The sequence below is a fragment of the Actinoallomurus iriomotensis genome (assembly GCF_030269445.1).
In the GTDB taxonomy this organism is placed as follows: Bacteria; Actinomycetota; Actinomycetes; order Streptosporangiales; family Streptosporangiaceae; genus Actinoallomurus; species Actinoallomurus iriomotensis.
In genome coordinates, this window is the sequence record NZ_BSTJ01000005.1 from 348,199 (window position 1) to 368,452 (window position 20,254).

Below are 20,254 nucleotides of genomic sequence, written 5' to 3' on the forward strand. Positions count from 1 at the left end.
CGCGCCTGGCATTCCCCACCCGACCGGGCGCTCGCCGGCAGAGTCTTATACCGAACAGAAGATGGATTCTGTCCGGTATAGGAAGTTCGTACCGATTTGCACTGACATGGACGAGTGGACGTCGAACGAGTACCCCCGGCTCGTTCTTGACACGGCTCAGTACGCTGCTCGCCTTCAAGCCGACAACAGCGCTGGACGTTGCTTCATCTGCGACCTCGTCGACGACGAGAACAGCGAGCCGGGCGCCCTGATCTATCAGGATGAGCTGTGCGTGGTCCTCTTCCCCAGCACGCCACGCCTGCTCGGCTACACCATGGTGGCCCCGCGTGAACATCACACCGGCGTCGTCGCGGACTTCACCGAGGATGACTACGTGGCCCTCCAACGCCGGATCCATCGCCTCGGCAGGGCCATCACCGCTCTGGTGCCGACGGAACGGCTCTACGTCTTCAGCTTCGGCAGCCACCAAGGGGTCGCCCACGTCCACTGGCACGTGGTCCCGCTGCCACCCGGGGTCCCTTTCGAAGAACAGCAGTTCAACGCCGTCAACCGGCCTGACTACCTGCAGATCCCCGCCAAGGAGCGGGCGGAGCTGGCCGCACGGATCGCGGCGGCGATGGCCGGCCACGATCAGTGACGCCGGCACCCCTTCCGCTCCCCCGCGCCCGTCGAGCGATCACCTGATGTCGGCGTGGGCGATCGGAGCCGGCGCGGGACTGGGGACGCTGAGCCTGCTGAGCCCGAACAGGCAGGTGGCCAGGGCCGCGACGGCGCAGGCGGCAGCGCAGGCGTATCCCCCGCGGGCGCCGGCGGTGTCGATGACCTGGCCGACGGCGGCCGAGCCGACGGCAGTGCCGACCGAGATCGCCGAGGTGAGCCAGGACATGGCCTCGGTTCGCCGATTCGGCGGCGCCTGTCGCGCGATGAGGCTGAACCCGCTGATCAGCATCGGTGACACGGCCAGCCCGGAGCAGAGCATCACCACGGCGAGCACGGTCAGTCCGGGCATCGCCCAGAACGTGGCCGTTCCCGCCGCGGCCGCGCCCAGGGTCAGCGTGAAACGGCGACGCAGCGAGGCGCGCCAGGTCCGCGATCCATACCACAGCCCGCTGGCCGCACTGCCCAGGGCGTAGCCGCCGAGGAGGAAACCGGCCAGCGGTTCGTGCCCGTGCTCTTGGGCGAAGGCGACGGTGGCCAGGTCGATCGCGGCGAGCATCGCGCCGAAGAACAAGCCCACCGGCGCCAGCGTGACCAGGCCCCGCGCGGGCAGCAACTGCCTGCGGACACCGCGCCCCGCCCCCGCTGGGATCACGGGCGGCTCGGTGGCACGCTGCGCGGCCAGCAGCAGCGAACCGGCCACGCACGTGGCCGCCGCCAGCTCCAGCCCCGACGCCGGATGGACCTCGGTGGCCAGCACGGTGACCAGCACCGGTCCGGTCACGAAGATCACCTCGTCGGCCACCGACTCCAGCGAGAACGCGGCCTGCAGCAGCGGCGAGCCGCCCAGGAGCGCGCTCCACCGGGCCCGTACCATCGAGCCGAGCTGCGGCGTGGCGGCGCCGGCCAGTCCGCTGCAGCCCATCAGCGCCCAGCCCGGTGCGTGGAGTCGCACACAGGCGATGAGACCGGCCGTTGACGCCGCGTAGAAGAGTGTCAGCGGCGGGAGCACCCGGCCCTGGCCGAACCGGTCGGCGAGCCGGGCGGTCAGGGGTGACACCAGCGCATATCCGGCCGACCCGGCCGCGGCCACCTCCCCCGCCAGCCGTACCGGCCCGTGATCGAGGCGACCAGCAGCACGGTGCCGAGGCCGACCATGCCGATCTGCATCCGCCCGGCCAGCCCCGCGGCGCAGAACCGCAGCGCGCCCGGGCTGGCCAGCGCCCTCCGATACGAGCCACCGCCACCTATGATCTCTGCCCCCACTCCCCGGAACGTGCGCATCACGATGGCGTGAGCGGTCAACCCGTCTCAACTCATTTGGCGCGTCGCCCGCACCTGGCGAGGTGGATGGTGTGCGGACCTGAGCGATCTCAGGGAGGCTGTGGCCCATGATGTTCAAGGGTCTGCGGAAATGGACCGGCGGCGAGGCGGTCGAGGTCGACACGCAGGTGCTCACCGGGGTCGTCCGGCCTGGTGACACCTTCACGGGGCAGGTGGTTCTCCGGGCCGTCGGGAAGGACGTCCAGGTGGAGACCGTCGTCCTGCGGGCCGTCGCCGAGTACGCGCATCTGGACACCGGTGAGGCCGAGACCGACGAGATCGGCTGTGAGTACCTCGACGGGCCGTTCGTCGTGCCAGAGGGATGCGAGCATCGGGTCCGCTTCTCGATGCGGCTGCCCTGGGAGACCCCGATCACCGAGCTGGCCGGGCAGGCGCTGGGACCGCTGGTGAGGCTACGGACCCTGCTCGAAGACGAGGACGCGCAGGACGACGCGGACCATGACCTCATCCACGTCGCCGCACTCCCCCTCCACGAGACGATCATGGACGCCTTCGCGGCGGCGGGCTGGACCTTCCCGTCCAGCCGGCTCGTAGGCGAACGCGTGCCCGCGGCGGACCAGATCTTCGACTTCCACCAGTCGTTCACGCTCGCCGAGCGCGGTCCCACCGGCGGCGGACCAGGCGATCTGGAGGTCGTCTTCCTCACCAACGCGGTCGGCTGCGAGGTGTTCGTCCGGTCTGCCGCGCCGGAGGGGCGGTACTGGAACGACAAACCTCCCGCCCGCCGCTTCGTCGCGGCACACCACGACCTCGACCGGGTCGACCGGTCCGCGGAGATCCAGCGCTGGATCCGCGAGATCGTGCATCGCTGACCGTTCGGCGGACGGGCCGCTCCCCCGGGCCCGTCTCGGCTGTCCGTCCCTCCCCCTACGGTGTCCGATCATGACGCCTGTTGAGGCATCGCCGTCCGGCCGGGGACGGCTCCCCCGCTTTACCTCGCCTGGCTCGCCGGAGTGCTCGCCTCCACGCTGCGCTGTTCTTGCTGTTCGGCGGTGCCGTCGGGGACCGGTTCGAGATCGGTCAAGGGCGGGAGCGTCAGGCCCGCCTCACCGTCTGTCGTTCCTGTCGCGCAGCCAGCGCTCGAATTCGGCGGCGACGATGCGCTCGTCATGCACGTCGGCTGCGTCGTCGGAGGCCAGCCAGACGATGGGCGGGCCCATCACCGCGGGCTCCAGGAGCTCCCGACCCTCGGGCACGGCGTCGCGTGGAAGCATCCCGGTGACGGTCGGACCCCCGGGCAGCAGCAGGTTGACGGTGACGTCTGTGTACCGCAGGTCGGCGGCCATGATCCGCGACAGCGCCTCGCTGCCGGCACGCGAGGGCCCGTAGGGGACGAACCCGGCTCGGTGCATGGTCGACTCGTTGATCGAGATGTTGACGATGCGGCCGCCGCCGGCGGCCAGCATCCGCGGCGTGACTTCGCGCGCCACCAGGAAGTAGCCGGTCAGATTGGTCTCGATCACCGCACGGAAGCTGCTGGCCGGCACCTCCCAGAACCCCTGTGGGTGCGTCATGAAGCGCGGGTTGACCGTGCGCATGCCGATCCCGGCGTTGTTCACCAGCATGTCGATGGCGCCGAGCCGTGACCACGCCTGGTCGACCGCCTTGGCCACCGACGACTCGTCGCGCACGTCCAGCTCGATGCCGACCGCACCCGGCAGCTTCGCGGCGACTGAGCTCGCATGCCGGCCGGATCGGCCGGTCAGCGCGACCGTCGCTCCCGCCGTTGCCAGGGCGGAGGCCATGGCGAGTCCCAGTCCGCTCGTCCCGCCGGTCACCAGCACCTTCATCGGGATACCTCCCTCCTAGGAACGGCCCGCCCTCGCTCGCCGGCGGTGGTCTTTGGCAATGTCGAAGCACTCATGACCACGACGCTAGGACTTCGAGCGTGCTCGAAGTCAAGCCGCAGCCGGAATCCGGGCCCGCTCGCTCCGACCCCCGTACGGACCTGAGCGTCGCCGAGGCCGCTCGCCGTACCGGGGTCAGCGTGCACACTCTGCGCTATTGCGAACGCGTCGGCCTGGTCGTAACTCCCATCGGCCGCACCGCCGGCGGCCGGCGGCGCTACCACCAGCTCGACCTCGACTGGATCGTCGTCTGCACCAAGCTGCGGGCCACCGGCATGCCCATCAAGACCATCCGCCGCTACGCCCAGCTCGTGTCCGGCGGGTACGGCAACGAGCAGGAACGGCTCGCCCTCCTGGAGGCCCACCGCGCCGACGTGACCGCCAAGCTCACCGAGAGACAGGAGAACCTCAGGGTCATCGACCACAGATCGACGTCTACCGAGGCCGCCTCGCCGTGGGTGGGCCCTGCCCAGCGGGTGCCGGCGCTGAGCAATCCCCAAGGTAGGGACGTGCCCCGGTCGTGGCGGTTTTTCGGGGAGGCGATGGGCGCGACCGGTCAGGCGGTCGGCGAGTGGGTGCGCCCCATCAGCGATGGGCCGCTGGGACGCCGCCGCGACGGCGACGTGGAACCGGCACCTGTCCGCTCTGACGTCCTTCATGACCTGGGCGCAACGGCAGGAACTGCTGGCGACCAACCCGGCCCGGCGCCTGGAGCGGCGCAAGCCCGTCCGCCGCGGTGACCGGTCCATCGGCCGCGCCCGCCTGCAGGCTCTGTTCCGCGACGACCGCAACGCGCTGCGCGAACGGGTGCTTGTGGCAGATGCTGTACGAGACCGTCACCCGAGCGGACGAGGTCCTCTCCCTCAACACCGAGGACCTCGACACCGAGTTCCGCCGCGGAGGTGTTCGTCCGGCCTGCCGCGCCGGAGGGGCGGTACTGGAACGACAAACCTCCCGCCCGCCGCTTCGTCGCGGCACACCACGACCTCGACCGGGTCGACCGGTCCGCGGAGATCCAGCGCTGGATCCGCGAACTCGACGGACGTGCGGGCGTCGGCTCAGCTCGAGCCGGTCAGTAGAAGGCGATCCCGATGCCCGCGCCGTCAACCCAGTCCCGTCTTTGAACGACCAGCACGCGACGGTCGGGCACCCGGCATCGTCCAGGACGTCGAGGTCGAACAGGAACGCTTGGTAGTCGTTCTGGCCGGCCTGCGCGATGAACCGTTCGGGGCCGAGGACGATCTCCGGGTACGAGTCGTGGCCCGGGTCGGCGAGCCGTTCGACCGCGATCGGGTTCACCGCTGGGGCCCGGGTCGTCGCGGTCGCGCGGCCAGGCGCGGTAGGCCAGAACCGCCCGGCCGTCTGGATCGGTCAGCAGGGCCAGTGTGCGGTCCCGGATGGTGGCGGTGAGGTTCGGCGCATGGTCGGCGACCGGAGCCCAGACCCGGTCCGGTGCGGCCGACCATCCGGCGTCAGGCTCGATGCCCCCCACGGGTCGGCGGCGAACGGCCGGTCGCCGACGCCGTCGCGGAAGAACAGACCGCAGACGGTGTACGCGACGCGGTTCACATATCGGATGACCTCCTGGATCGCCAGCACGCGGGAATCGCGGTGAGGCCGAGCCCGCGGAGATTCACCGATGTCTGGGCACTCCGTACGGCATCGGCGACGCGCGCCGCGGCCTGTTCCTGCGCCACCGCGTCGATGGTCATGGTGGCCTCCGCGTGTTCGATGTCCGGGGTCGAGCGCGCGCGATTACCGCCGATGCGACGTGCCGGCGAGCAGGGGCGCCGGATCTGTCGCGCTGCGGCGACACCTCTCCCCCGGGCCCGTCTCGGCTGTCGGTCCCTCCCCCTACGGTGTCGGGCCATGACGCCTGTTGAGGCTCCGCCGTCCGGCCGGGACCGGCTCCCCCGCTCTTACCTCGCCTGGCTCGCCGGAGTGCTCGCCTCCATGCTCGGTGACGTGGTCCTCTACTTCGCGCTGGGCTGGGCCGCGTCCGCGCACGGCGGGTCCGTCGCCGCTCTCGTGCTGACCGCGATCAACCTGCCACGGGCGCTGTTTCTGCTGGTCGGCGGTGCCGTCGGGGACCGGTTCGGCGCGCGGAGGATCATGTTGATCGGCGACAGTGTGATGATCGCCGTGACGGTGCTGCTGGCGCTGGTCGCATTCCGGTGGGAGACGGCGACCTGGGTGCTGGGCGGGGCGGGGCTGGTGATCGGCGTGGTGGACGCCTTCTACCTGCCGGCGTCCGGATCCATGCCCCGGCGGCTGGTCGGAGCGGAGAAGCTGCCCAGGGCGCTCGCGCTGCGGCAGACGGGCGGCCAGGTGGTCGCCCTGGCGGGTGGTTCGCTGGGTGGCCTCATCGTCGCGGCCGTGGGCCTTCCCGGGGCCGCGCTCTTCGACGCGGCGACGTTCGGGATCGTGCTGTGGGTGATGGTGTCGGTCCGTCCCGCTCGGCAGACCGCGAAGGCGGTCGTTCGCGCGGGTGCCTTCCGGGAGGTGGCCGACGGTCTTCGGGTCGCGTGGCGGGATCCGGTGTTGCGTGCCGCCCTGGTTCTGGTGGCGGCCGCGGCCGGGGCGTTGCTGCCGGTCATCTCGCTGCTGGTGCCTCTGCTGGCCCGGCATCGCGGGTGGGGGCCGGGCGCGGCGGGGGTCGTCGTGGCGGCGCAGAGCCTGGGCGTCATCGGTGTCGCGGTGCTCGTCGCCGGCCGGGGCGGCAGTGGGCGGCCGGGGCGGACCGCCGCTCTCGGTCTGATCATCGGTGGGTGTGGGACGGCTCTTCTCGCCTGCGCGTCCTCCCCCGTCGTGGCGGCGGGAGGTGCCTTGGTCGTCGGGCTGGGGTCGGGGGTCTTCAGCACTCACGTCGCGCCTCTGGTGCTCGCGACCACGCCCGAGTCTCACCTGTCGCGTCTGCAGGCGCTGCTGACGCTGGTGCAGAGCGCCGCTCTGCTGGTGATGAACAACGCTTTGGGCAATGTCGCCGCCGTGGCCGGTCCCGCGCTCACTCTGGGTGTTTGTGCCGGTGCCGCCACGCTCACCGGGCTGGGTGGTCTGCGCTCTCCGCGGCTGCGCCGTGCGCAGCCGGCTCGGTGACCGGCCCTCCCCTGTCTCTCTGGTGCGGATGTTCTTGTGTCGTGAGTGTTGGTTCGCTGGAAAAAGTCAACCTGCTTTACGTAGTAAGGTTCAGGAGGGAGGCCAGGACGGCGGCGTTGCTGCGCGGCACGTCCTTGGTGGCCGTCACGAGCACGACCCGCCGGTCGGCCGCCAGCTCCTTCAAGCGCCGCAGCGCGTCGGCGGCGGGAGGGTCGGCCAGCTCGGCCTCGTAGCGGCGGCGGAACTCCTCGTACCGCTCCGGGTCGTGGCCGTACCAGCGCCGCAGTTCCGTCGACGGCGCGACGTCCTTCAGCCACAGGTCCAGGTGCGCGGCCTCCTTGGAGACGCCGCGCGGCCAGACCCGGTCGACCAGCACCCGGTACTCCCCCGCCGTGACCTCGTCGTAGATCCGTACGACGCCGACCTCGCGCACCTACCACCTCCGCGTCGACGGCGCCGCCCGTCGGCGCCAGGGACCGTCCTTCCCGCCGGAGCACCTCGTGTATCGCCGGCCACGCTCGTCGAGGGCCCCTGGTCCTCATCCGGGTTCCCGGCGCAGGCGGGCCGGGTCGACTTCGGTCACGGCCGTCCTCCCGTCCAGCGCCCAGCCCTTCCCGTACGCTGCGGCGAAGGCTTCTTCGCCCAGCGCGGCGCGCCCTCGGCGGGTGAGTTCGCGCACCTGCGGATCGGTACGGTCGTGCGCGCCGCGCAGCCGGGAGGCGGCGCCGAGCAGGACGGCCGACTCGTGATGCCGCCCGTACGCCTCGGCGAGCGCGGCCGTACTCACCGCCACCACGGACAGGATCGGCAGGTCCCGGGTCTCCAGCGCCGCCGCGTACGCCTTTTCGAGTGCTTTTTCCGCGCCGGTCAGGTCACCCGTCTCCAGGCAGAGCGAGGCCCGTACGCCGTCGGTCAGCGTCCGTGCGTGGGCGCCGGGAAACGTGATGTCGCCGCCCAGACGCCGTTCGGCGTCGTCGAGCAGGTCCCGTGCCCGGTCCAGGTCGCCGAGCCGCACCCGGAAGGCGGCCTCCCACGCGTCGACCAGGGCCGGCATCTCCGGCGCGCTCGCGCGCAGCGCCCGTTCCCGGGCCGATTCGATCACCGCGATCGCCCGGTCGGTGTCACCGCGCCGCAGCCGCAGGTCGATCCAGCGCAGGTCGCTGAACACCTCGTCATCGAGGCTGACCGGGCCGAACTCACCGGCCAGCGACCGTGCCTCGTGCAGGTCGGCCAGCGCGCCGTCGAGGTCGCCGTCGTACTGGCGCAGCTGGGCGCGCATCGGCAGCGCGGTGGCCTGGCCCCAGCGGTCGCCGACCTGCCGGAAGCAGGCCAGGGCCGCCTCCACGTCGGCGCGCATCCCGTCGAGCTCGCCGCTGTTCTCGGCGGACTGGGCCCGGAACATGCGGGCCAGTCCGGACAGCCACATGTCGTCGCCGTCGGCCAGGTGCTCGGTGAGCGCGAGCGTGGTCTTCTCCTCCTGGAGGAACGCGAGCGGGAGCGCGGTGAGCGCGCCGTACGGGCCGGGCAGCTGCGGGTATGTGAGGAGCCGGTCGGCCAGCTCGCGTATCCGCGCCTGGTCGTCGGCGGTCGTTTCCGGCCGGGTGATGACCCGGTTGATCAGGTGGATCGCGTGGGCGCAGTCGCGGTCGGGCGTGGGCTCGGCGCCGGGTACCGCCAGTGCCTCGCCCAGCCAGTAGGCCGCGTCGGAGTGCCGGCCGGACATCTGCCAGTACCAGGTCAGGTTCAGGGCGAGAGCGGTCGCGGCGGTGGCGTCGCCGGTGTCGCATCGCCGGCGTAGGGCGGCCAGCGCGTTGTCGTACTCGGCGCTGCGGCCAGCGCGTTGTCGTACTCGGCGCTGATGACGCGCATGGCGGCCGGCTGGCCGGGTCCGCGCAGCTGCGGGTCGTACCGGGCGATCAGCTCGGCGAAGTGGCCGGCGGCCAGGTCACGGACGGTGCCGAGGTCGCCCGTCTCGGTCAGGCGGTCGGTGCCGTACTCGCGCAGCGTCTCCAGCATGCGGTAGCGGCCCGGGTCGGGCGCGAGCTGCAGCAGCGACCGGTCGACCAGGCCCGCGAGCAGCTCGGGGATCTCGGCGGCCGGCACCGCGGTGCCGGCGCAGACCGCGGTGGCGGAGGCCGGTGTGACGCCGCCGGGCAGGATCGAGACGCGTTCGGCGACCGTACGCTCGTGCTCGCTCAGCAGGTCCCAGCTCCAGGCGATGACCGCTCGCAGGGTGCGGTGCCGGGGCAGCGCGGTGCGGCTTCCGGTGGTGAGCAGCCGGAATCGGTCGGACAGCCCGTCGGCCAGCTCGGGCAGGGACAGCGTCCGCAGCCGGGCCGCGGCGAGCTCCAGCGCCAGCGGCATCCCGTCCAGGCCGCGGACCGCCCGCCGGATCTCGGGCAGCGTCGTCTCGTCCACGTCGAAGCCCGGGCGCACGGCCGCGGACCGCTCGGTGAACAGGCGTACCGACGCCGCCCGCCGGGCCTGCTCGACGCCGTCGTCCGGTCCGGGCAGTGCGAGCGGGCCGAGCGGCACCAGCGCCTCGCCGTCGACCGTGAGGGGTTCGCGGCTGGTGGCGAGCACGCGCAGCCCGGCGCATCGGGCCAGCAGTGCCGCGATCAGGTGAGCGACGGCGTCGATCAGGTGCTCGCAGTTGTCGACCAGCAGCAGGGTCTCCCGGCCGCCGAGCCGGTCGAGGAGGACGTCCAGCTCGTCGCCCTCGAGCCGCGTCCGGGCCTCGAACATCGCGCCGCCGTGCAGCCCGATCCCGGCGAGCACGGCCGCGCCGACCTTGGCCGGCTCGGTGACCGAGGTGAGGTCGATCAGCCAGGCGCCGTCGCGGTACTCGTGGCGGTGGCGGCGGGCGGCCTCGACGGCGAGGCGGGTCTTGCCGGCGCCACCGGGGCCGAGGACGGTGACGAGGCGCCCGGCGGCGAGGAGCGTGCCGATCCGGGCGAGGTCGTCGTCGCGCCCGATGAAGCTGGTGAGCGGCGCGGGCAGGTTACTTCGCCTGGTCTGCGCGGCGTCGGCGGCCGGGGCGGGGCGCTCGGCGCGCAGCAGGCGCAGGTGGCGCTCGCGCAGGGCGGCGCCCGGGTCGGTGCCGAGGACGTCGGCCAGGGTTTCGCGGACCCGCTCGTAGCAGGCCAGGGCCTCGGCCTGGCGGCCCTGGGCGGAGAGCGCGTCCATGAGCAGCGCGGCCGCCCGCTCGTGGACGGGATGCTCGGCAAGCAGAGCGGTCAGGCGGGTGGCGGCCGCGTCGGCGCGGCCGAGGGACAGCTCGGCGGCGGCGAGGTCGGCGACGGCCTCGGCCGAGGTGTGGGCCAGCCGGGTCGCGGCGGCGGGCGCCACCGCGGCGACGACCGTTGGCTCGGCGCCGGGACGGTCGCCCCACAGTGCCACGGCCTCGCCGAGCACGGCCGCTGCGGCGTTCGGGTCGCCGGCGTGCAGGCGGTCACGGCCGGCGGCGGCGAGTCGCTCGAACCGCAGCGCGTCCACGTCGGTCGCATCCGCCTCCAGCCGGTAGCCGCCCGCGGCCTGCGTGACGTCGCCGGCCGAGCCGAGGGTCCGGCGCAACCGCGAGACGAGGGCCTGCAGGGCGTGGGCGGGGGCGGCCGGCGGATCCTCGGCCCAGATCGCGTCGACCAGGGCGCCTTGGTCGACCGTGCGCCCGCCGGCGAGTGCCAGCCGTACGAGCAGGCGCCGCAGCCGCGCGCCCGGGACGGGCACGGCGACGCCGCCGCGAGACGTCTGCAAGTCGCCGAGCAGCGTGACGCGAAGCCGCGCATCCCCGTCCATCTCCCGATCTTCGCGCGCGCACCGTCGAGTCCCCAAATCACGGCGAGGACGGGGGTGTGAGCGTCGTGTGCCCTCCTGTCAGCGTCGCGTGTACGGCGTATGAGCGGCTCCCTTCAGTGCTGTCCACGCTCGGCGTGGAGGTCCGGCGTGGAGGTCCGGCGCGGCGTCACGGTCTCGGCCGTCGCGCCGGACGGTGAGCGCGAGTACGCGGCGCGCTGGCTCGTCGGCTGCGATGGCGGCCGCAGCGTCGCGGGAGTGCTCCGGAAGGCCGACGCGGCCGGGTGGCGCGCCCCCGGCACCGGCCACCGCCGGCAGGTCACCGGTCCCCGGCCGGGGACCGCACCGCTCCGGTTCGGGAAATGTCGGAGGGGGCCGCTAACTTCTGGGCAATGCGCCCTGCCGACGTCCGCCGTCTCACCGTCGATGAGGCGGCCGATCGTTATATCGACATGGTCCGTGCCAAGACCGTCACCGGTGCGCTGGCGCCGAGTACGGCCGAGGTGTACGCGCGTGACGTGCGGACGTTCACGGTGCTGGCCGGTGGTGACCGGGTGCTGGACGATCTGACCGGTGAGGACGTCGATGAGGTGCTGTTGCGGTTCGCCTCCAAGCCCGACGGGCGGCGTGGGGCGTCTCGCGCGGCCGCTGGGGCGGGGCAGGCCGAGGCGGTGCAGAGCGGCGCGTCACAGAGCCGGTTCCGCCGGTCGGTGTCGGCGTTCTTCCGTCACGCGACGGTGGCGGGCTGGGTGCAGCTGGATCCGATGCGGGCGGCGACGGTGGTGCCGCGCCGGCGGGGCGGGCTGCGGGCGGAGCGGCGGGCGTTGACGCGTGAGCAGGCGGAGGGGCTGCTGGGTACGGCGCGGGAGCTGGCCGTGGCATCACCACCGGAGGGGGGTAAGCGCGCCGATCAGCGTACGGAGCTGCGGGACGCGCTGATCGTGTTGCTGCTGGCGACGGTCGGGCCGCGCGTGTCGGAGCTGGTCCGCGCCGACGTCGACCATTTCTACGTCAACGACGGGGTGCGTTACTGGCGGATCTTCGGCAAGGGAGGCACGACGCGGGACGTGCCGCTCCCCCGTGAGGTCGCGGAGGTCCTGGACGCGCATCTGGCCGTACGGCGGGCCCGGGAGGCGGGTGGGAACGCGCTGCTGTTGTCGTGGCGGGGGCGGCGGCTGGCGCGCGGTGACGTGCAGGCGGTGATCGACCGGGTGCTGGCGCGGGTCGACCCGGAGTACCGGCGTGGGGTGACTCCGCACGGTCTGCGGCACACCACCGCGACGCATCTGCTCGCCGCGGCGACCGACATGGACGCGGTACGCCGGGTGCTGGGTCATTCGGATCTGTCCACGCTGGGTCGTTACCGTGACGATCTGCCGGGTGAGCTGGAGGCGGCGATGCGCGCTCATCCGCTGCTGGGCGCCACGTCGCCCGAGCCGGGAGACGTGTCGGCGGACTGAGCGGCGGTGTCGAGGCCACGGCCGGTGCTGCGGGGGCCCAGGATCGCCACGTCGAGGCAGAGGATGACCAGGATGACGGCCGAGCCGGTGAAGACGGTGCCGGCGCCGAGGTGGTCCAGGGCGTTGAGGGCGACGAACGGCAGCACGGCGGAGGTCGCGCGGGACAGGGAGTAGGCGACGCTGATGGCGCTGCTGCGGATGCCGGTCGGGAAGATCTCCGCCTGGTAGGTGTGGAAGGCGTTGGAGAAGACGTTGGAGGCGCAGGTGAGCAGGAACCCGGCGGTGACGATCAGCGCGGCGTCGCGGGCGTAGCCGAAGATCAGGCCGGTGGCGGCCATGACGAGCGCGGATCCGACGATGAGCCATTTGCGTTCGACGCGTTCGATGATCGGTACGGAGACGGCGGATCCGATCGGGTAGCCGAGGAAGGTGAGGGCGGCGTAGCCGAGGGACTGTACGACGTCGAAGCCCTTGGCGCCGAGTACGACCGGGGCGAGGGAGCCGAAGCCGTAGTAGCCGACGGTCTGCAGGATCTGGAAGCCCCAGAGCATGACGGTGCGGCGGCGGTACGGTTCGCCGAACATCCGAGCGAGGGACAGCCGTGTGACGGGCTCGTCGGGGATGTCCTCCAGGGGCGGCAGCGGGCCTCCTCCGGCCGCGGCGGCACGTTCGGCGTCGGCGACGACGGCTTCGGCCTGGTCGGGGCGGCCCTGGGCGAGCAGCCAGCGCGGTGACTCGGGCAGGCGTGCGCGCAGGATCCACACGATGAGCGCGCCGGCCGCGCCGAACACCAGGAGCCAGCGCCAGCCGTCGATCAGCAGGTGTTCGTCGGCGACGAACCGGCCGCCGAGGAACGCCGCGACCGGCACGCCGCAAAAGCCGATGGTGTAGGCCCAGGCGATGCAGCGGCCGCGGGCGCGGCGTGGCATGAACTCGCTGAGGTAGGTGTCGACGAGGGTGAGTTCGGCGCCGAGCGCCAGCCCGCCGAGGAACCGCAGCAGCAGGAAGAGGTCCAGGTTCGGAGCGAACGCGGTGAGGAGGGAGAACAGGGAGTACAGGCCGAGGTTGATCAGGAACATGCGGCGGCGGCCGAGCCGGTCGGCGGCGATGCCGAGCGCGATCGCGCCGACGAACATGCCGGCGAACGCGGAGGCGATGACGAGGGACTTCTCGTTCGTGCCGAGCTGCCACCGGTCGGTCAGGACGGCGCCGAGCACGCCGCCGAGGAAGACCTCGTACAGGTCGAAGAAGCTGCCCAGGCCGACGACGACGATCAGCGCCCAGTGCCAGCGCGTGAGCGGGAGGCGGTCCAGGCGGGCGCTGATCGATCGGCTGGTCGGCTCCTGGGGCACGGGCGGGCTCCATGTGCGTCGGGGTGCCGCGTATGAAATCACTTCGGCCGCCGATCGGGCCAATGCGTGTCCGGCTCGTGAGATGCGGGGCTACGTCGTGGCCGGTGACGCGGGCCCGAGTGGGCGGTCGATGATGCCGGTGGACTTGCCGGCGAGGGCCGCGGCGACGTAACGGTCGATGACGGGGACGCGGGCCAGTTTGAGGGCGGCTCGCCGGATGTGGAGCTGTGTGGTGGTGGCGGGGATGAACCAGCGTGTCCCGTTGCGGGCCACCTGTTGTTTGTCGGTGACCACCGGCCGCAGGGTCCGTTCGTAGCCGTCCAGCGCGGTCTCGATGGTCTTGGCGTGGGACAGGTGTTCGGCCAGGACGTAGGCGCCGGTGATGCCGAGTGAGGCGCCCTGGCCGGCCAGGAGGGACACGGCGTGGGCGGCGTCGCCGATCAGTGTGACGCGGTCCCGGGTCCAGGCCGGCATGTCGATCTGGGCGACCTGGTCGTAGTACACGTGTTCGGGTGGCGGGCAGGCGGCCAGGGCGCGTGGCGCCACCCAGCCGAGCGTGCCGTACTCGCGGCGGATCGCGGCGCGAGGGTCGGCCGGCAGGGAGGGGTCGGCGGTGCGGTGCACGGTGAAGACGGCGACGCGCTCGCCGCGGAGGCCGTAGAAGCCCATCTGCCGGTCGACGGTGTCGGTGAGGCAGAACTGGCCGGCCACCTGGGCGTGGACGCCGGCGTCGTCGAAGGAGTAGGCGGCGGTGTGGAAGCCCAGGTAACGCAGGAACCGACGTTCGGGTCCGAAGGTCTGGTCGCGGACGGTCGAGTGGATGCCGTCGGCGCCGACCAGCAGGTCGGCGTCGATCGTGGTGCCGCCGGTGAGGGTGACGGTGACGCCGTCGGCGCGGTTGTCGATGCCGGTGACGGTGGTGGCGTGGCGTATCTCGACGCCGGCGGGGACGTGGTCGCGCAGCGCGCGTTCGAGGTCGGGGCGCATGATGCTGATCAGGCGCCCGTCGACGATCTTGGCGAACCGGGCGAAGCGCATGCCGGCGCGGCGGCGGCCGTGCCGGTCCCGGTAGGTCATCTCTTCGACGTGGTGTCCCAGCTCGCGGATGCGGGGCAGGACGCCCATGGCCTCCGCGGCGTCGTAGCCGGGACCGAAGAAGTCGATCATGTAGCCCTGGGTGCGGGGGCCGGGCGCCTTCTCCACGACCACGACCGCGGCTCCGAGAGTGTGGAGGCGCTCGGCGAGGGCCAGGCCGGCGATGCCGGCTCCACAGATGATCACCTTCATGGGGTGTCTCCCTGTTCCGTGGCGGGGGGTCCGGGTTCGGTGGGGGCGACGAGGCGGCGCAGGACGGCCGTCAGGTCCGTCGCGTCCGGGCCGGGGCCGAGCGCGCGGTGCAGCATGATGCCGTCGATCGCGGCCGCCAGCACCGCGGCGGTCGCGTCGGGCGCCGGAACCTGGTGCTCGGCGAGCCGGCCGGCCAGCGCCCGGCGGAAGTCGGTGACGACCTCGCCCAGGGACCGGCGCAGGTCCTCGTCGCGGCCGGCGGCCAGATAGGTCTCGGCGAACAGCAGCGAGACCGGGTCCCGGCCGTCGTAGGCGGTCAGGAAGTCGATCATCAGGCCCAGTGCCTCGCCGGGCATGTGCGCGCGTTCCATGCCCGCGCCGGCCTGCTCGACCAGGTCGTGCATCACGGCCAGGGCGGCCTCGGTCAGCAGGGCCTGGACCGAGGAGAAGTGGTAGTGCACCACGCCGGGGGCCACGCCGGCCCGTTCGGCCAGCATCCGGGTGCTGACCGCGGCCCAGCCCCGCTCGGCGATCAGCTCGGCCGCCGCTTCCAGCAGCCGCCGGCGCGCTTCACGCCCGCGGTCCGCCGCCGTCGCGTTCATCGTGCCCGCCTTCTCGGTCATTCGCCCTGGGCGATCGTATTGGACGATTGCCCAAACTAGCACGCGACCGGCGGATGACAAGAGTGGTGCTGGTCAGGACCATGAGACCGGTTTCCACAGTGGCTGTGGAAACCCGGTGGGTAAGTGCGCCGCGGTACCCCCATAGGTGGTGATTTCCCCGGCCGATCTGTGGAAAGCCCTGTGGATAACCCTCACTCGTCCGTACGGGGACGGCGGGCGTCGGACACCGCCTGGCGCGGAAGCGCGTGCGGAGGGGCCTAGCGGGACTCCGCCGCGAGCCGCAGGCCGAGGCCGACCAGCACCACGCCGGACACCTGCTCGAGCCGCCGCCGTACCGCCGGGCGGCCCAGCGCCCGCCCGGCGCGGCCCGCCAGCCAGATCAGGCTCAGGTACCAGACCATGTCGATCAGCGCCCAGACCAGGGACAGCACCACCAGCACCGGCAGGACCGGCGCGCCGTGCGGGACGAACTGCGGCAGGAACGACACCGCGAACACGCCCGCCTTGGGGTTGGCGGCGTTGGTCAGCAGGCCCATGCGGTAGGCCCGCCACCGCGACACCGGCACCGCCCGCTCCCCCGTCTCCCCCGGCTGCGTCGCGGGCCGGCGGCGGGCGGACCACAGCGCCCGTACGCCCATCCACACCAGGAACACCGCGCCCGCGATCCGGATCGCGTCATAGGCGATCCGGGAGGCCAGCAGCAGCGCGGTCAGCCCGAACGCGGCCGCCAGCCCCCACAGCACGACGCCGGTCTCGTTGCCGAGCATCGCCGCCACGCCCGCGCGGCGGCCCCCGGTGACCGACTGGCGCACGATCACCGCGGTGCTCGGCCCCGGGACGAGGGCGACGACGATCGCGGCGCCGGCGAAGGCGAACAGTGTCTGGATCATCACCTCATGCTGACCCGGTCCGTTCGCGCGGGCAAGCACGTTTTCCCCGGCCGCCGGGCGGTTACCAAGCCTTACGGGGCCACCGGGCCGCCGTGCGCGGCGGGATTGATCGTCCCCGGCCCGCCGGTTCGGGACGGCTGCGGCGTCTTGGACTTCTTGCCCGACGGCGACGGTGACGGGAGGGGGCTGGACGGTGACGGCTGCGGCGGCGGGGGTGGCTGCACCGGCACCGTCGTGGGCACCTCCGTCGGCTTCGGCGGCTTCGGGGACGGCTCACAGGAGTACAGCAGCAGGACCAGCAGCCCCAGCAAGACCAGCAGCGCCGCCAGCGACGCGACCGCCGCCGCCAGGCCCTTGCTGTCGCGCGCGGCTGCCGGGACGGTGGCCGGCGCCGGGGGCGGCTGCAGCGCCGGGCCCTTCGGGCCGGACAGCCAGTACTGCTGGAAGCTGGGGCCGCCGCGCAGGCGCCGGCCCATCCCCCAGCCGCGTTCGAGCAGCACCGGTTTCAAGAAGCGTTCGGCCCCCGCACGGCCCTCCTCGTGCGCCGTGGCCACCCACGGCGCGCCGCCGTCGGACAGCGCCGCCACCACCGGGGACGGGCCGCCCGGATCGGCCGGGCGCGCGGCCGACGGAAAGGCGCCCACCCGCGGCGACTCGGCCTCCACCGCGGCGCGAAACCGGTCGCGGGCGGCCGCGTCGCCGGCGGCGGCGGTGGTCAGCAGCGCCACCTCCACCCGGCGCCCCTGCGGGTCCACGGCCAGATAGACGATGCCGGCGGCGGACTCGTGCAGGCGCGACTCCAGCCGGAACGGCCCGAGCTCGGCCGGGTCCCCGACCTGCAGCGGCTTGGGCATGTGCGGCCCGCCTCCCCTCGCCTGCGGCCTGGCGCGACACACTAACAGTCTCGGCGCTCGGCGGGTCTTCAGTCAGATCGCATAAGGTCGTGCACGTTGGCGCTGCACGAGACCCTGACCTTGAGGGACTACATGACCATCGCTGTAGGGGACATCGATCAGGCCGCGGCGCTGCTGCAGCAGAGCGTGGCCGAGGTCAAGAAGGTCATCGTCGGCCAGGAACACATGGTCGAACGCATGGTGATCGCTCTGCTCGCCCGCGGCCACTGCCTCCTCGAGGGGGTTCCCGGCGTCGCCAAGACCCTGGCCGTGGGCACGCTCGCGACCGTGGTCGGCGGGTCGTTCGCGCGGCTGCAGTTCACCCCGGACCTGGTGCCCTCCGACATCGTCGGCACGCGCATCTACCATCCCTCGACCGAGCAGTTCGACGTGGAGCGCGGCCCGGTCTTCGTCAACTTCGTCCTCGCCGACGAGATCAACCGGGCGCCCGCCAAGGTGCAGTCGGCGCTGCTGGAGGTCATGGCCGAACGCCAGGTGTCCCTCGGCGGCAAGACCCACCCGCTGCCGCGGCCGTTCGTCGTCATCGCCACCCAGAACCCCATCGAGTCCGAGGGCGTCTACCCGCTGCCCGAGGCGCAGCGTGACCGGTTCCTGATGAAGGTCAACGTGGCCTATCCGGGTGCGACCGAGGAGATGCAGATCCTGCAGCGGATGAGCGTCGATCCGCCCGACGCGACGCAGATCCTCGATCCGGGGAGTCTCATCGGCCTGCAGAAGGCCGCCGACGAGATCGCCGTGCACGAACTGGTCGCCGACTACATCGTGCGGCTCGTCATGGCCACCCGCGAACCCGAGCAGTACCACCTGTCCGATCTGCAGGGCGTCATCGACATCGGCGCGAGTCCCCGCGCGACGCTGGGCCTGGTCGCCTCCGCGCGGGCCCTGGCGCTGCTGCGGGGCCGTGACTACGTGCTGCCCGACGACGTACGCGACGTGGCCGTCGACGTGATGTCGCACCGCATCCTGTTGTCCTTCGACGCCATCGCCGACGGCATCGACCCGGTCGGCATCGTCCAGCGGATCCTGACGGCCGTGCCGCCGCCGCGTGTCGTGTGGAACAGCGAATACGCTTCATGACCGGTGCGAGGAGGTCCGACAGGCTCGGTGAGCTGGCTCCCGAGCGGTCCCTGCGGCGGCTCGAACTGGCCGTCACCCGCCGGCTGGACGGTCTGCTGCACGGCGAGCACCTGGGCATGCTGCCCGGGCCCGGCAGCGACCTGGCCGAGGCCCGCCTGTACCAGCCCGGTGAGGACGACGTACGGCACATGGACTGGGCCGTGACCGCCCGCACCACCGTCCCGCACGTCCGTGACCTGATCGCCGACCACGAACTGGAGGTCTGGGCGCTGGCCGACCTGTCCCCCAGCATGGACTTCGGCACCGCGGCCATGGAGAAACGCGACCTGGTCGTGGCCGCGCTGGCCGCGATCGGATTCCTCACCACGCGCCTCGGTGACCGTGTCGGCGCCTACGTCACCCACGGAGGGGGGCTGCGGCGCTGGCCCGCCCGTACGGGCCGCACGGCGATGTACGCACTGTTGCAGGCGCTGCTGGACGCGCCGCGCGCCGATCCCGGCGGCGGGCCGGGCCTGTCGCTGGCCGAGGGGCTCACGAGCCTGGCACGCGGGCAGTTCAAACGCGGCCTGCGGGTGGTGATCTCCGATTTCCTGGACCAGGAGCGCACCGGCGACGGTGAGCCGGCGTGGGCGCGTCCGATGCGGCGGCTCACCGCCCGCCACCAGGTCGTCGCCGTGGAGATCATCGATCCGCGTGAGCTGGACCTGCCCGACGTCGGCCCGGTGATGATGACCGACCCGGAGACCGGCGAGGTACGGGAGATCATCCTCTCGAAGAGGGTCCGTGCACGGTACGCCGCGGCGGCCGCCGAGCAGCGGGCCCGCACCCGTGAGGCCATCCGCGGCTGCGGGGCCGCGCACCTCGTGCTGCGCACCGACCGAGACTGGATCAGCGACGTCGCCCGCTTCGCGCTGCAACAGCGCCGCGTCGCCGGGCGCGCTCACCCGCAGCGGAGCCGCGCATGACCTTCCTGTCCCCCGGCCGGCTCTGGCTGTTGGCCCTCGTCCCGGTGCTCATCGGTCTCTACCTGGTCGTGCAGGCGCGGCGCCGGCAGGCCGCGGTCCGCTTCACGAACCTGGCGCTGCTGTCACGGGTCGCGCCGCGCCGCCCCGGCTGGCGCCGCCACGTCGCCGCGCTGTTGTTCCTGCTGTCGGTCATCTTGATGACCGTCGGGTTCGCCCGCCCGGCCAAGCCGGTGAAGGTCCCCCGCGAACGCGCCACCATCATCGTGGCGATCGACGTGTCGCTGTCGATGAAGGCCACCGACGTCGCGCCCAGCCGGCTCGACGCGGCCAAGGCCGCCGCCAAGAAGTTCGTGCAGGACCTGCCGATCCGCTTCAACGTCGGCCTGGTCAGCTTCTCCGGCAGCGCCTCGGCGGTGGTCGCGCCGACGTTCGACCGCGAGGCGGTCGGCCATGCCATCGACGGGCTGCAACTGGGCAAGGGCACCGCCATCGGCGAAGCGGTGTTCACCTCGCTGCAGTCGATCCGCTCGTTCGACGCCCGCGCCAACGAGGACCCGCCGCCCTCGCACATCGTGCTGCTGTCCGACGGTGACAACCAGAGCGGCCGGTCGGTCATGGAGGCCGCCACCGCCGCCCGCGCCGCGAAGGTCCCCGTCTCCACGATCGCCTTCGGCACCCCGTACGGGATCGTGGACATCGACGGGGAGACCGTGCCGGTGCAGGTGAACAAGGCGACGCTGCGCAACCTCGCGAACGACACCGCCGGCAAGGCCTACGAGGCGCAGGCCGGGTCGGAGCTGTCGGAGGTCTACCGGCACATCGGCAGCTCGCTCGGGTACCGCATCGAACGCCAGGAGGCGGCCTCGCAGTACATCCTCGTGGCGCTGCTGTTCGCCCTCGCCGCCGGCGGCCTGTCGCTGGTGTGGTTCCAGCGGCTGCCCTGAGGCGGG

21 protein-coding genes are annotated in these 20,254 nt (G+C 72.6%); 9 read left to right on the forward strand and 12 right to left on the reverse strand.

All coding sequences use genetic code 11. The features are described from left to right. Positions 1–106 precede the first annotated feature (106 nt). A complete protein-coding gene (locus QSK37_RS22475; protein ID WP_285624432.1) occupies positions 107–637 on the forward strand; it encodes an HIT family protein in 531 nt (176 codons plus the stop codon). 39 nt (positions 638–676) lie between these two features. On the opposite strand, the gene QSK37_RS22480 is transcribed toward QSK37_RS22475, so the two are convergent. Both QSK37_RS22480 and QSK37_RS22485 read right to left on the reverse strand, forming a co-directional pair. Next, positions 677–1,717 carry an MFS transporter gene (locus QSK37_RS22480; protein ID WP_285624434.1) on the reverse strand — a complete coding sequence of 347 codons (1,041 nt, stop codon included), beginning with the start codon at positions 1,715–1,717 and terminating at the stop codon, positions 677–679. Next, a complete protein-coding gene (locus QSK37_RS22485; RefSeq protein WP_285624437.1) occupies positions 1,705–1,923 on the reverse strand; it encodes a hypothetical protein in 219 nt (72 codons plus the stop codon). The genes QSK37_RS22480 and QSK37_RS22485 overlap by 13 nt, the downstream gene beginning before the upstream one ends. A 125-nt stretch (positions 1,924–2,048) precedes the next feature. On the opposite strand from QSK37_RS22485, the gene QSK37_RS22490 reads away from it, so the two are divergent. Further along, positions 2,049–2,813: a sporulation protein gene (locus QSK37_RS22490; RefSeq protein ID WP_285624439.1), complete on the forward strand. Its 765-nt coding sequence runs from the start codon at positions 2,049–2,051 to the stop codon at positions 2,811–2,813. Positions 2,814–3,047: 234 nt separating this feature from the next. On the opposite strand, the gene QSK37_RS22495 is transcribed toward QSK37_RS22490, so the two are convergent. Further along, a complete protein-coding gene (locus tag QSK37_RS22495) occupies positions 3,048–3,791 on the reverse strand; it encodes an SDR family NAD(P)-dependent oxidoreductase (protein ID WP_285624442.1) in 744 nt (247 codons plus the stop codon). Positions 3,792–3,889: 98 nt separating this feature from the next. Here QSK37_RS22495 and QSK37_RS22500 point away from each other — a divergent pair, with 98 nt between their 5' ends. Continuing rightward, the gene (locus QSK37_RS22500) at positions 3,890–4,588 is read left to right on the forward strand and encodes a MerR family transcriptional regulator (RefSeq protein WP_285624445.1); all 699 of its coding nucleotides are present in this window, start codon (positions 3,890–3,892) and stop codon (positions 4,586–4,588) included. A gap of 162 nt (positions 4,589–4,750) precedes the next feature. Continuing rightward, a complete protein-coding gene (locus QSK37_RS22505) occupies positions 4,751–4,927 on the forward strand; it encodes a hypothetical protein (RefSeq protein ID WP_285624447.1) in 177 nt (58 codons plus the stop codon). A gap of 486 nt (positions 4,928–5,413) precedes the next feature. Here QSK37_RS22505 and QSK37_RS22510 read toward each other — a convergent pair whose 3' ends face one another. Beyond that, positions 5,414–5,560: a hypothetical protein gene (locus QSK37_RS22510; RefSeq protein ID WP_285624450.1), complete on the reverse strand. Its 147-nt coding sequence runs from the start codon at positions 5,558–5,560 to the stop codon at positions 5,414–5,416. A 157-nt stretch (positions 5,561–5,717) separates the two neighbouring features. On the opposite strand from QSK37_RS22510, the gene QSK37_RS22515 reads away from it, so the two are divergent. Continuing rightward, positions 5,718–6,944: an MFS transporter gene (locus tag QSK37_RS22515; protein ID WP_285624453.1), complete on the forward strand. Its 1,227-nt coding sequence runs from the start codon at positions 5,718–5,720 to the stop codon at positions 6,942–6,944. Positions 6,945–7,020: 76 nt separating this feature from the next. Here the strand turns inward: QSK37_RS22515 and QSK37_RS22520 are convergent, their stop codons facing one another. The 3 genes from QSK37_RS22520 to QSK37_RS22530 form a co-directional block, all read right to left on the reverse strand. Beyond that, positions 7,021–7,377, reverse strand: a complete 357-nt coding sequence (locus QSK37_RS22520; RefSeq protein ID WP_285624456.1) for a DUF488 domain-containing protein — start codon at positions 7,375–7,377, stop codon at positions 7,021–7,023. Between the two features lie 105 nt (positions 7,378–7,482). Beyond that, positions 7,483–8,667 (reverse strand): hypothetical protein, encoded by a 1,185-nt coding sequence (locus QSK37_RS22525; protein ID WP_285624460.1) that lies wholly within the window; start codon positions 8,665–8,667, stop codon positions 7,483–7,485. 20 nt (positions 8,668–8,687) lie between these two features. Then, the gene (locus QSK37_RS22530; protein WP_285624462.1) at positions 8,688–10,739 is read right to left on the reverse strand and encodes an AfsR/SARP family transcriptional regulator; all 2,052 of its coding nucleotides are present in this window, start codon (positions 10,737–10,739) and stop codon (positions 8,688–8,690) included. A 389-nt stretch (positions 10,740–11,128) separates the two neighbouring features. On the opposite strand from QSK37_RS22530, the gene QSK37_RS22535 reads away from it, so the two are divergent. Beyond that, positions 11,129–12,196 (forward strand): tyrosine-type recombinase/integrase, encoded by a 1,068-nt coding sequence (locus tag QSK37_RS22535; protein WP_285624465.1) that lies wholly within the window; start codon positions 11,129–11,131, stop codon positions 12,194–12,196. Here QSK37_RS22535 and QSK37_RS22540 read toward each other — a convergent pair. From QSK37_RS22540 to QSK37_RS22560, 5 genes are all read right to left on the reverse strand, one after another. Next, positions 12,142–13,548: an MFS transporter gene (locus QSK37_RS22540; RefSeq protein ID WP_285624467.1), complete on the reverse strand. Its 1,407-nt coding sequence runs from the start codon at positions 13,546–13,548 to the stop codon at positions 12,142–12,144. The genes QSK37_RS22535 and QSK37_RS22540 overlap by 55 nt on opposite strands. A 90-nt stretch (positions 13,549–13,638) precedes the next feature. Further along, positions 13,639–14,835, reverse strand: coding sequence for an FAD-dependent monooxygenase (locus tag QSK37_RS22545; RefSeq protein ID WP_285624469.1), 1,197 nt, complete (start codon positions 14,833–14,835; stop codon positions 13,639–13,641). Then, positions 14,832–15,458 (reverse strand): TetR/AcrR family transcriptional regulator, encoded by a 627-nt coding sequence (locus QSK37_RS22550; RefSeq protein WP_285624472.1) that lies wholly within the window; start codon positions 15,456–15,458, stop codon positions 14,832–14,834. Before QSK37_RS22550 ends, QSK37_RS22545 begins: the two co-directional genes overlap by 4 nt. Before the next feature lie 257 nt (positions 15,459–15,715). Beyond that, a complete protein-coding gene (locus QSK37_RS22555; protein ID WP_285624475.1) occupies positions 15,716–16,348 on the reverse strand; it encodes a LysE family translocator in 633 nt (210 codons plus the stop codon). A 71-nt stretch (positions 16,349–16,419) separates the two neighbouring features. Further along, a complete protein-coding gene (locus tag QSK37_RS22560; protein ID WP_285624478.1) occupies positions 16,420–17,202 on the reverse strand; it encodes a hypothetical protein in 783 nt (260 codons plus the stop codon). 132 nt (positions 17,203–17,334) lie between these two features. On the opposite strand from QSK37_RS22560, the gene QSK37_RS22565 reads away from it, so the two are divergent. Genes QSK37_RS22565 through QSK37_RS22575 form a run of 3 tightly spaced genes read left to right on the forward strand, consistent with a single transcriptional unit; the run spans position 17,335 to position 20,248 of the window. Beyond that, entirely contained in the window at positions 17,335–18,339 is a 1,005-nt protein-coding gene (locus tag QSK37_RS22565; RefSeq protein WP_285575544.1) for an AAA family ATPase, read from the forward strand. Beyond that, on the forward strand, positions 18,336–19,304 hold the full coding sequence (locus tag QSK37_RS22570; RefSeq protein ID WP_285624480.1) for a DUF58 domain-containing protein: 969 nt from the start codon (positions 18,336–18,338) through the stop codon (positions 19,302–19,304). The genes QSK37_RS22565 and QSK37_RS22570 overlap by 4 nt, the downstream gene beginning before the upstream one ends. Continuing rightward, on the forward strand, positions 19,301–20,248 hold the full coding sequence (locus tag QSK37_RS22575; protein ID WP_285624483.1) for a VWA domain-containing protein: 948 nt from the start codon (positions 19,301–19,303) through the stop codon (positions 20,246–20,248). The genes QSK37_RS22570 and QSK37_RS22575 overlap by 4 nt, the downstream gene beginning before the upstream one ends. Positions 20,249–20,254: the final 6 nt, after the last annotated feature.

What these genes read in the sequence shown, in the direction of transcription:
- QSK37_RS22475 (WP_285624432.1), top strand. Translation starts at nt 107, where the DNA reads ATGGACGAGTGGACGTCGAACGAGTACCCCCGGCTCGTTCTTGACACG.
- QSK37_RS22490 (WP_285624439.1), top strand. Translation starts at nt 2,049, where the DNA reads ATGATGTTCAAGGGTCTGCGGAAATGGACCGGCGGCGAGGCGGTCGAG.
- QSK37_RS22495 (WP_285624442.1), bottom strand. Translation starts at nt 3,791, where the DNA reads ATGAAGGTGCTGGTGACCGGCGGGACGAGCGGACTGGGACTCGCCATG.
- QSK37_RS22510 (WP_285624450.1), bottom strand. Translation starts at nt 5,560, where the DNA reads ATGACCATCGACGCGGTGGCGCAGGAACAGGCCGCGGCGCGCGTCGCC.
- QSK37_RS22515 (WP_285624453.1), top strand. Translation starts at nt 5,718, where the DNA reads ATGACGCCTGTTGAGGCTCCGCCGTCCGGCCGGGACCGGCTCCCCCGC.
- QSK37_RS22525 (WP_285624460.1), bottom strand. Translation starts at nt 8,667, where the DNA reads ATGTCCGGCCGGCACTCCGACGCGGCCTACTGGCTGGGCGAGGCACTG.
- QSK37_RS22530 (WP_285624462.1), bottom strand. Translation starts at nt 10,739, where the DNA reads ATGGACGGGGATGCGCGGCTTCGCGTCACGCTGCTCGGCGACTTGCAG.
- QSK37_RS22535 (WP_285624465.1), top strand. Translation starts at nt 11,129, where the DNA reads ATGCGCCCTGCCGACGTCCGCCGTCTCACCGTCGATGAGGCGGCCGAT.
- QSK37_RS22545 (WP_285624469.1), bottom strand. Translation starts at nt 14,835, where the DNA reads ATGAAGGTGATCATCTGTGGAGCCGGCATCGCCGGCCTGGCCCTCGCC.
- QSK37_RS22550 (WP_285624472.1), bottom strand. Translation starts at nt 15,458, where the DNA reads ATGACCGAGAAGGCGGGCACGATGAACGCGACGGCGGCGGACCGCGGG.
- QSK37_RS22555 (WP_285624475.1), bottom strand. Translation starts at nt 16,348, where the DNA reads ATGATCCAGACACTGTTCGCCTTCGCCGGCGCCGCGATCGTCGTCGCC.
- QSK37_RS22560 (WP_285624478.1), bottom strand. Translation starts at nt 17,202, where the DNA reads ATGCCCAAGCCGCTGCAGGTCGGGGACCCGGCCGAGCTCGGGCCGTTC.
- QSK37_RS22565 (WP_285575544.1), top strand. Translation starts at nt 17,335, where the DNA reads ATGACCATCGCTGTAGGGGACATCGATCAGGCCGCGGCGCTGCTGCAG.
- QSK37_RS22570 (WP_285624480.1), top strand. Translation starts at nt 18,336, where the DNA reads ATGACCGGTGCGAGGAGGTCCGACAGGCTCGGTGAGCTGGCTCCCGAG.
- QSK37_RS22575 (WP_285624483.1), top strand. Translation starts at nt 19,301, where the DNA reads ATGACCTTCCTGTCCCCCGGCCGGCTCTGGCTGTTGGCCCTCGTCCCG.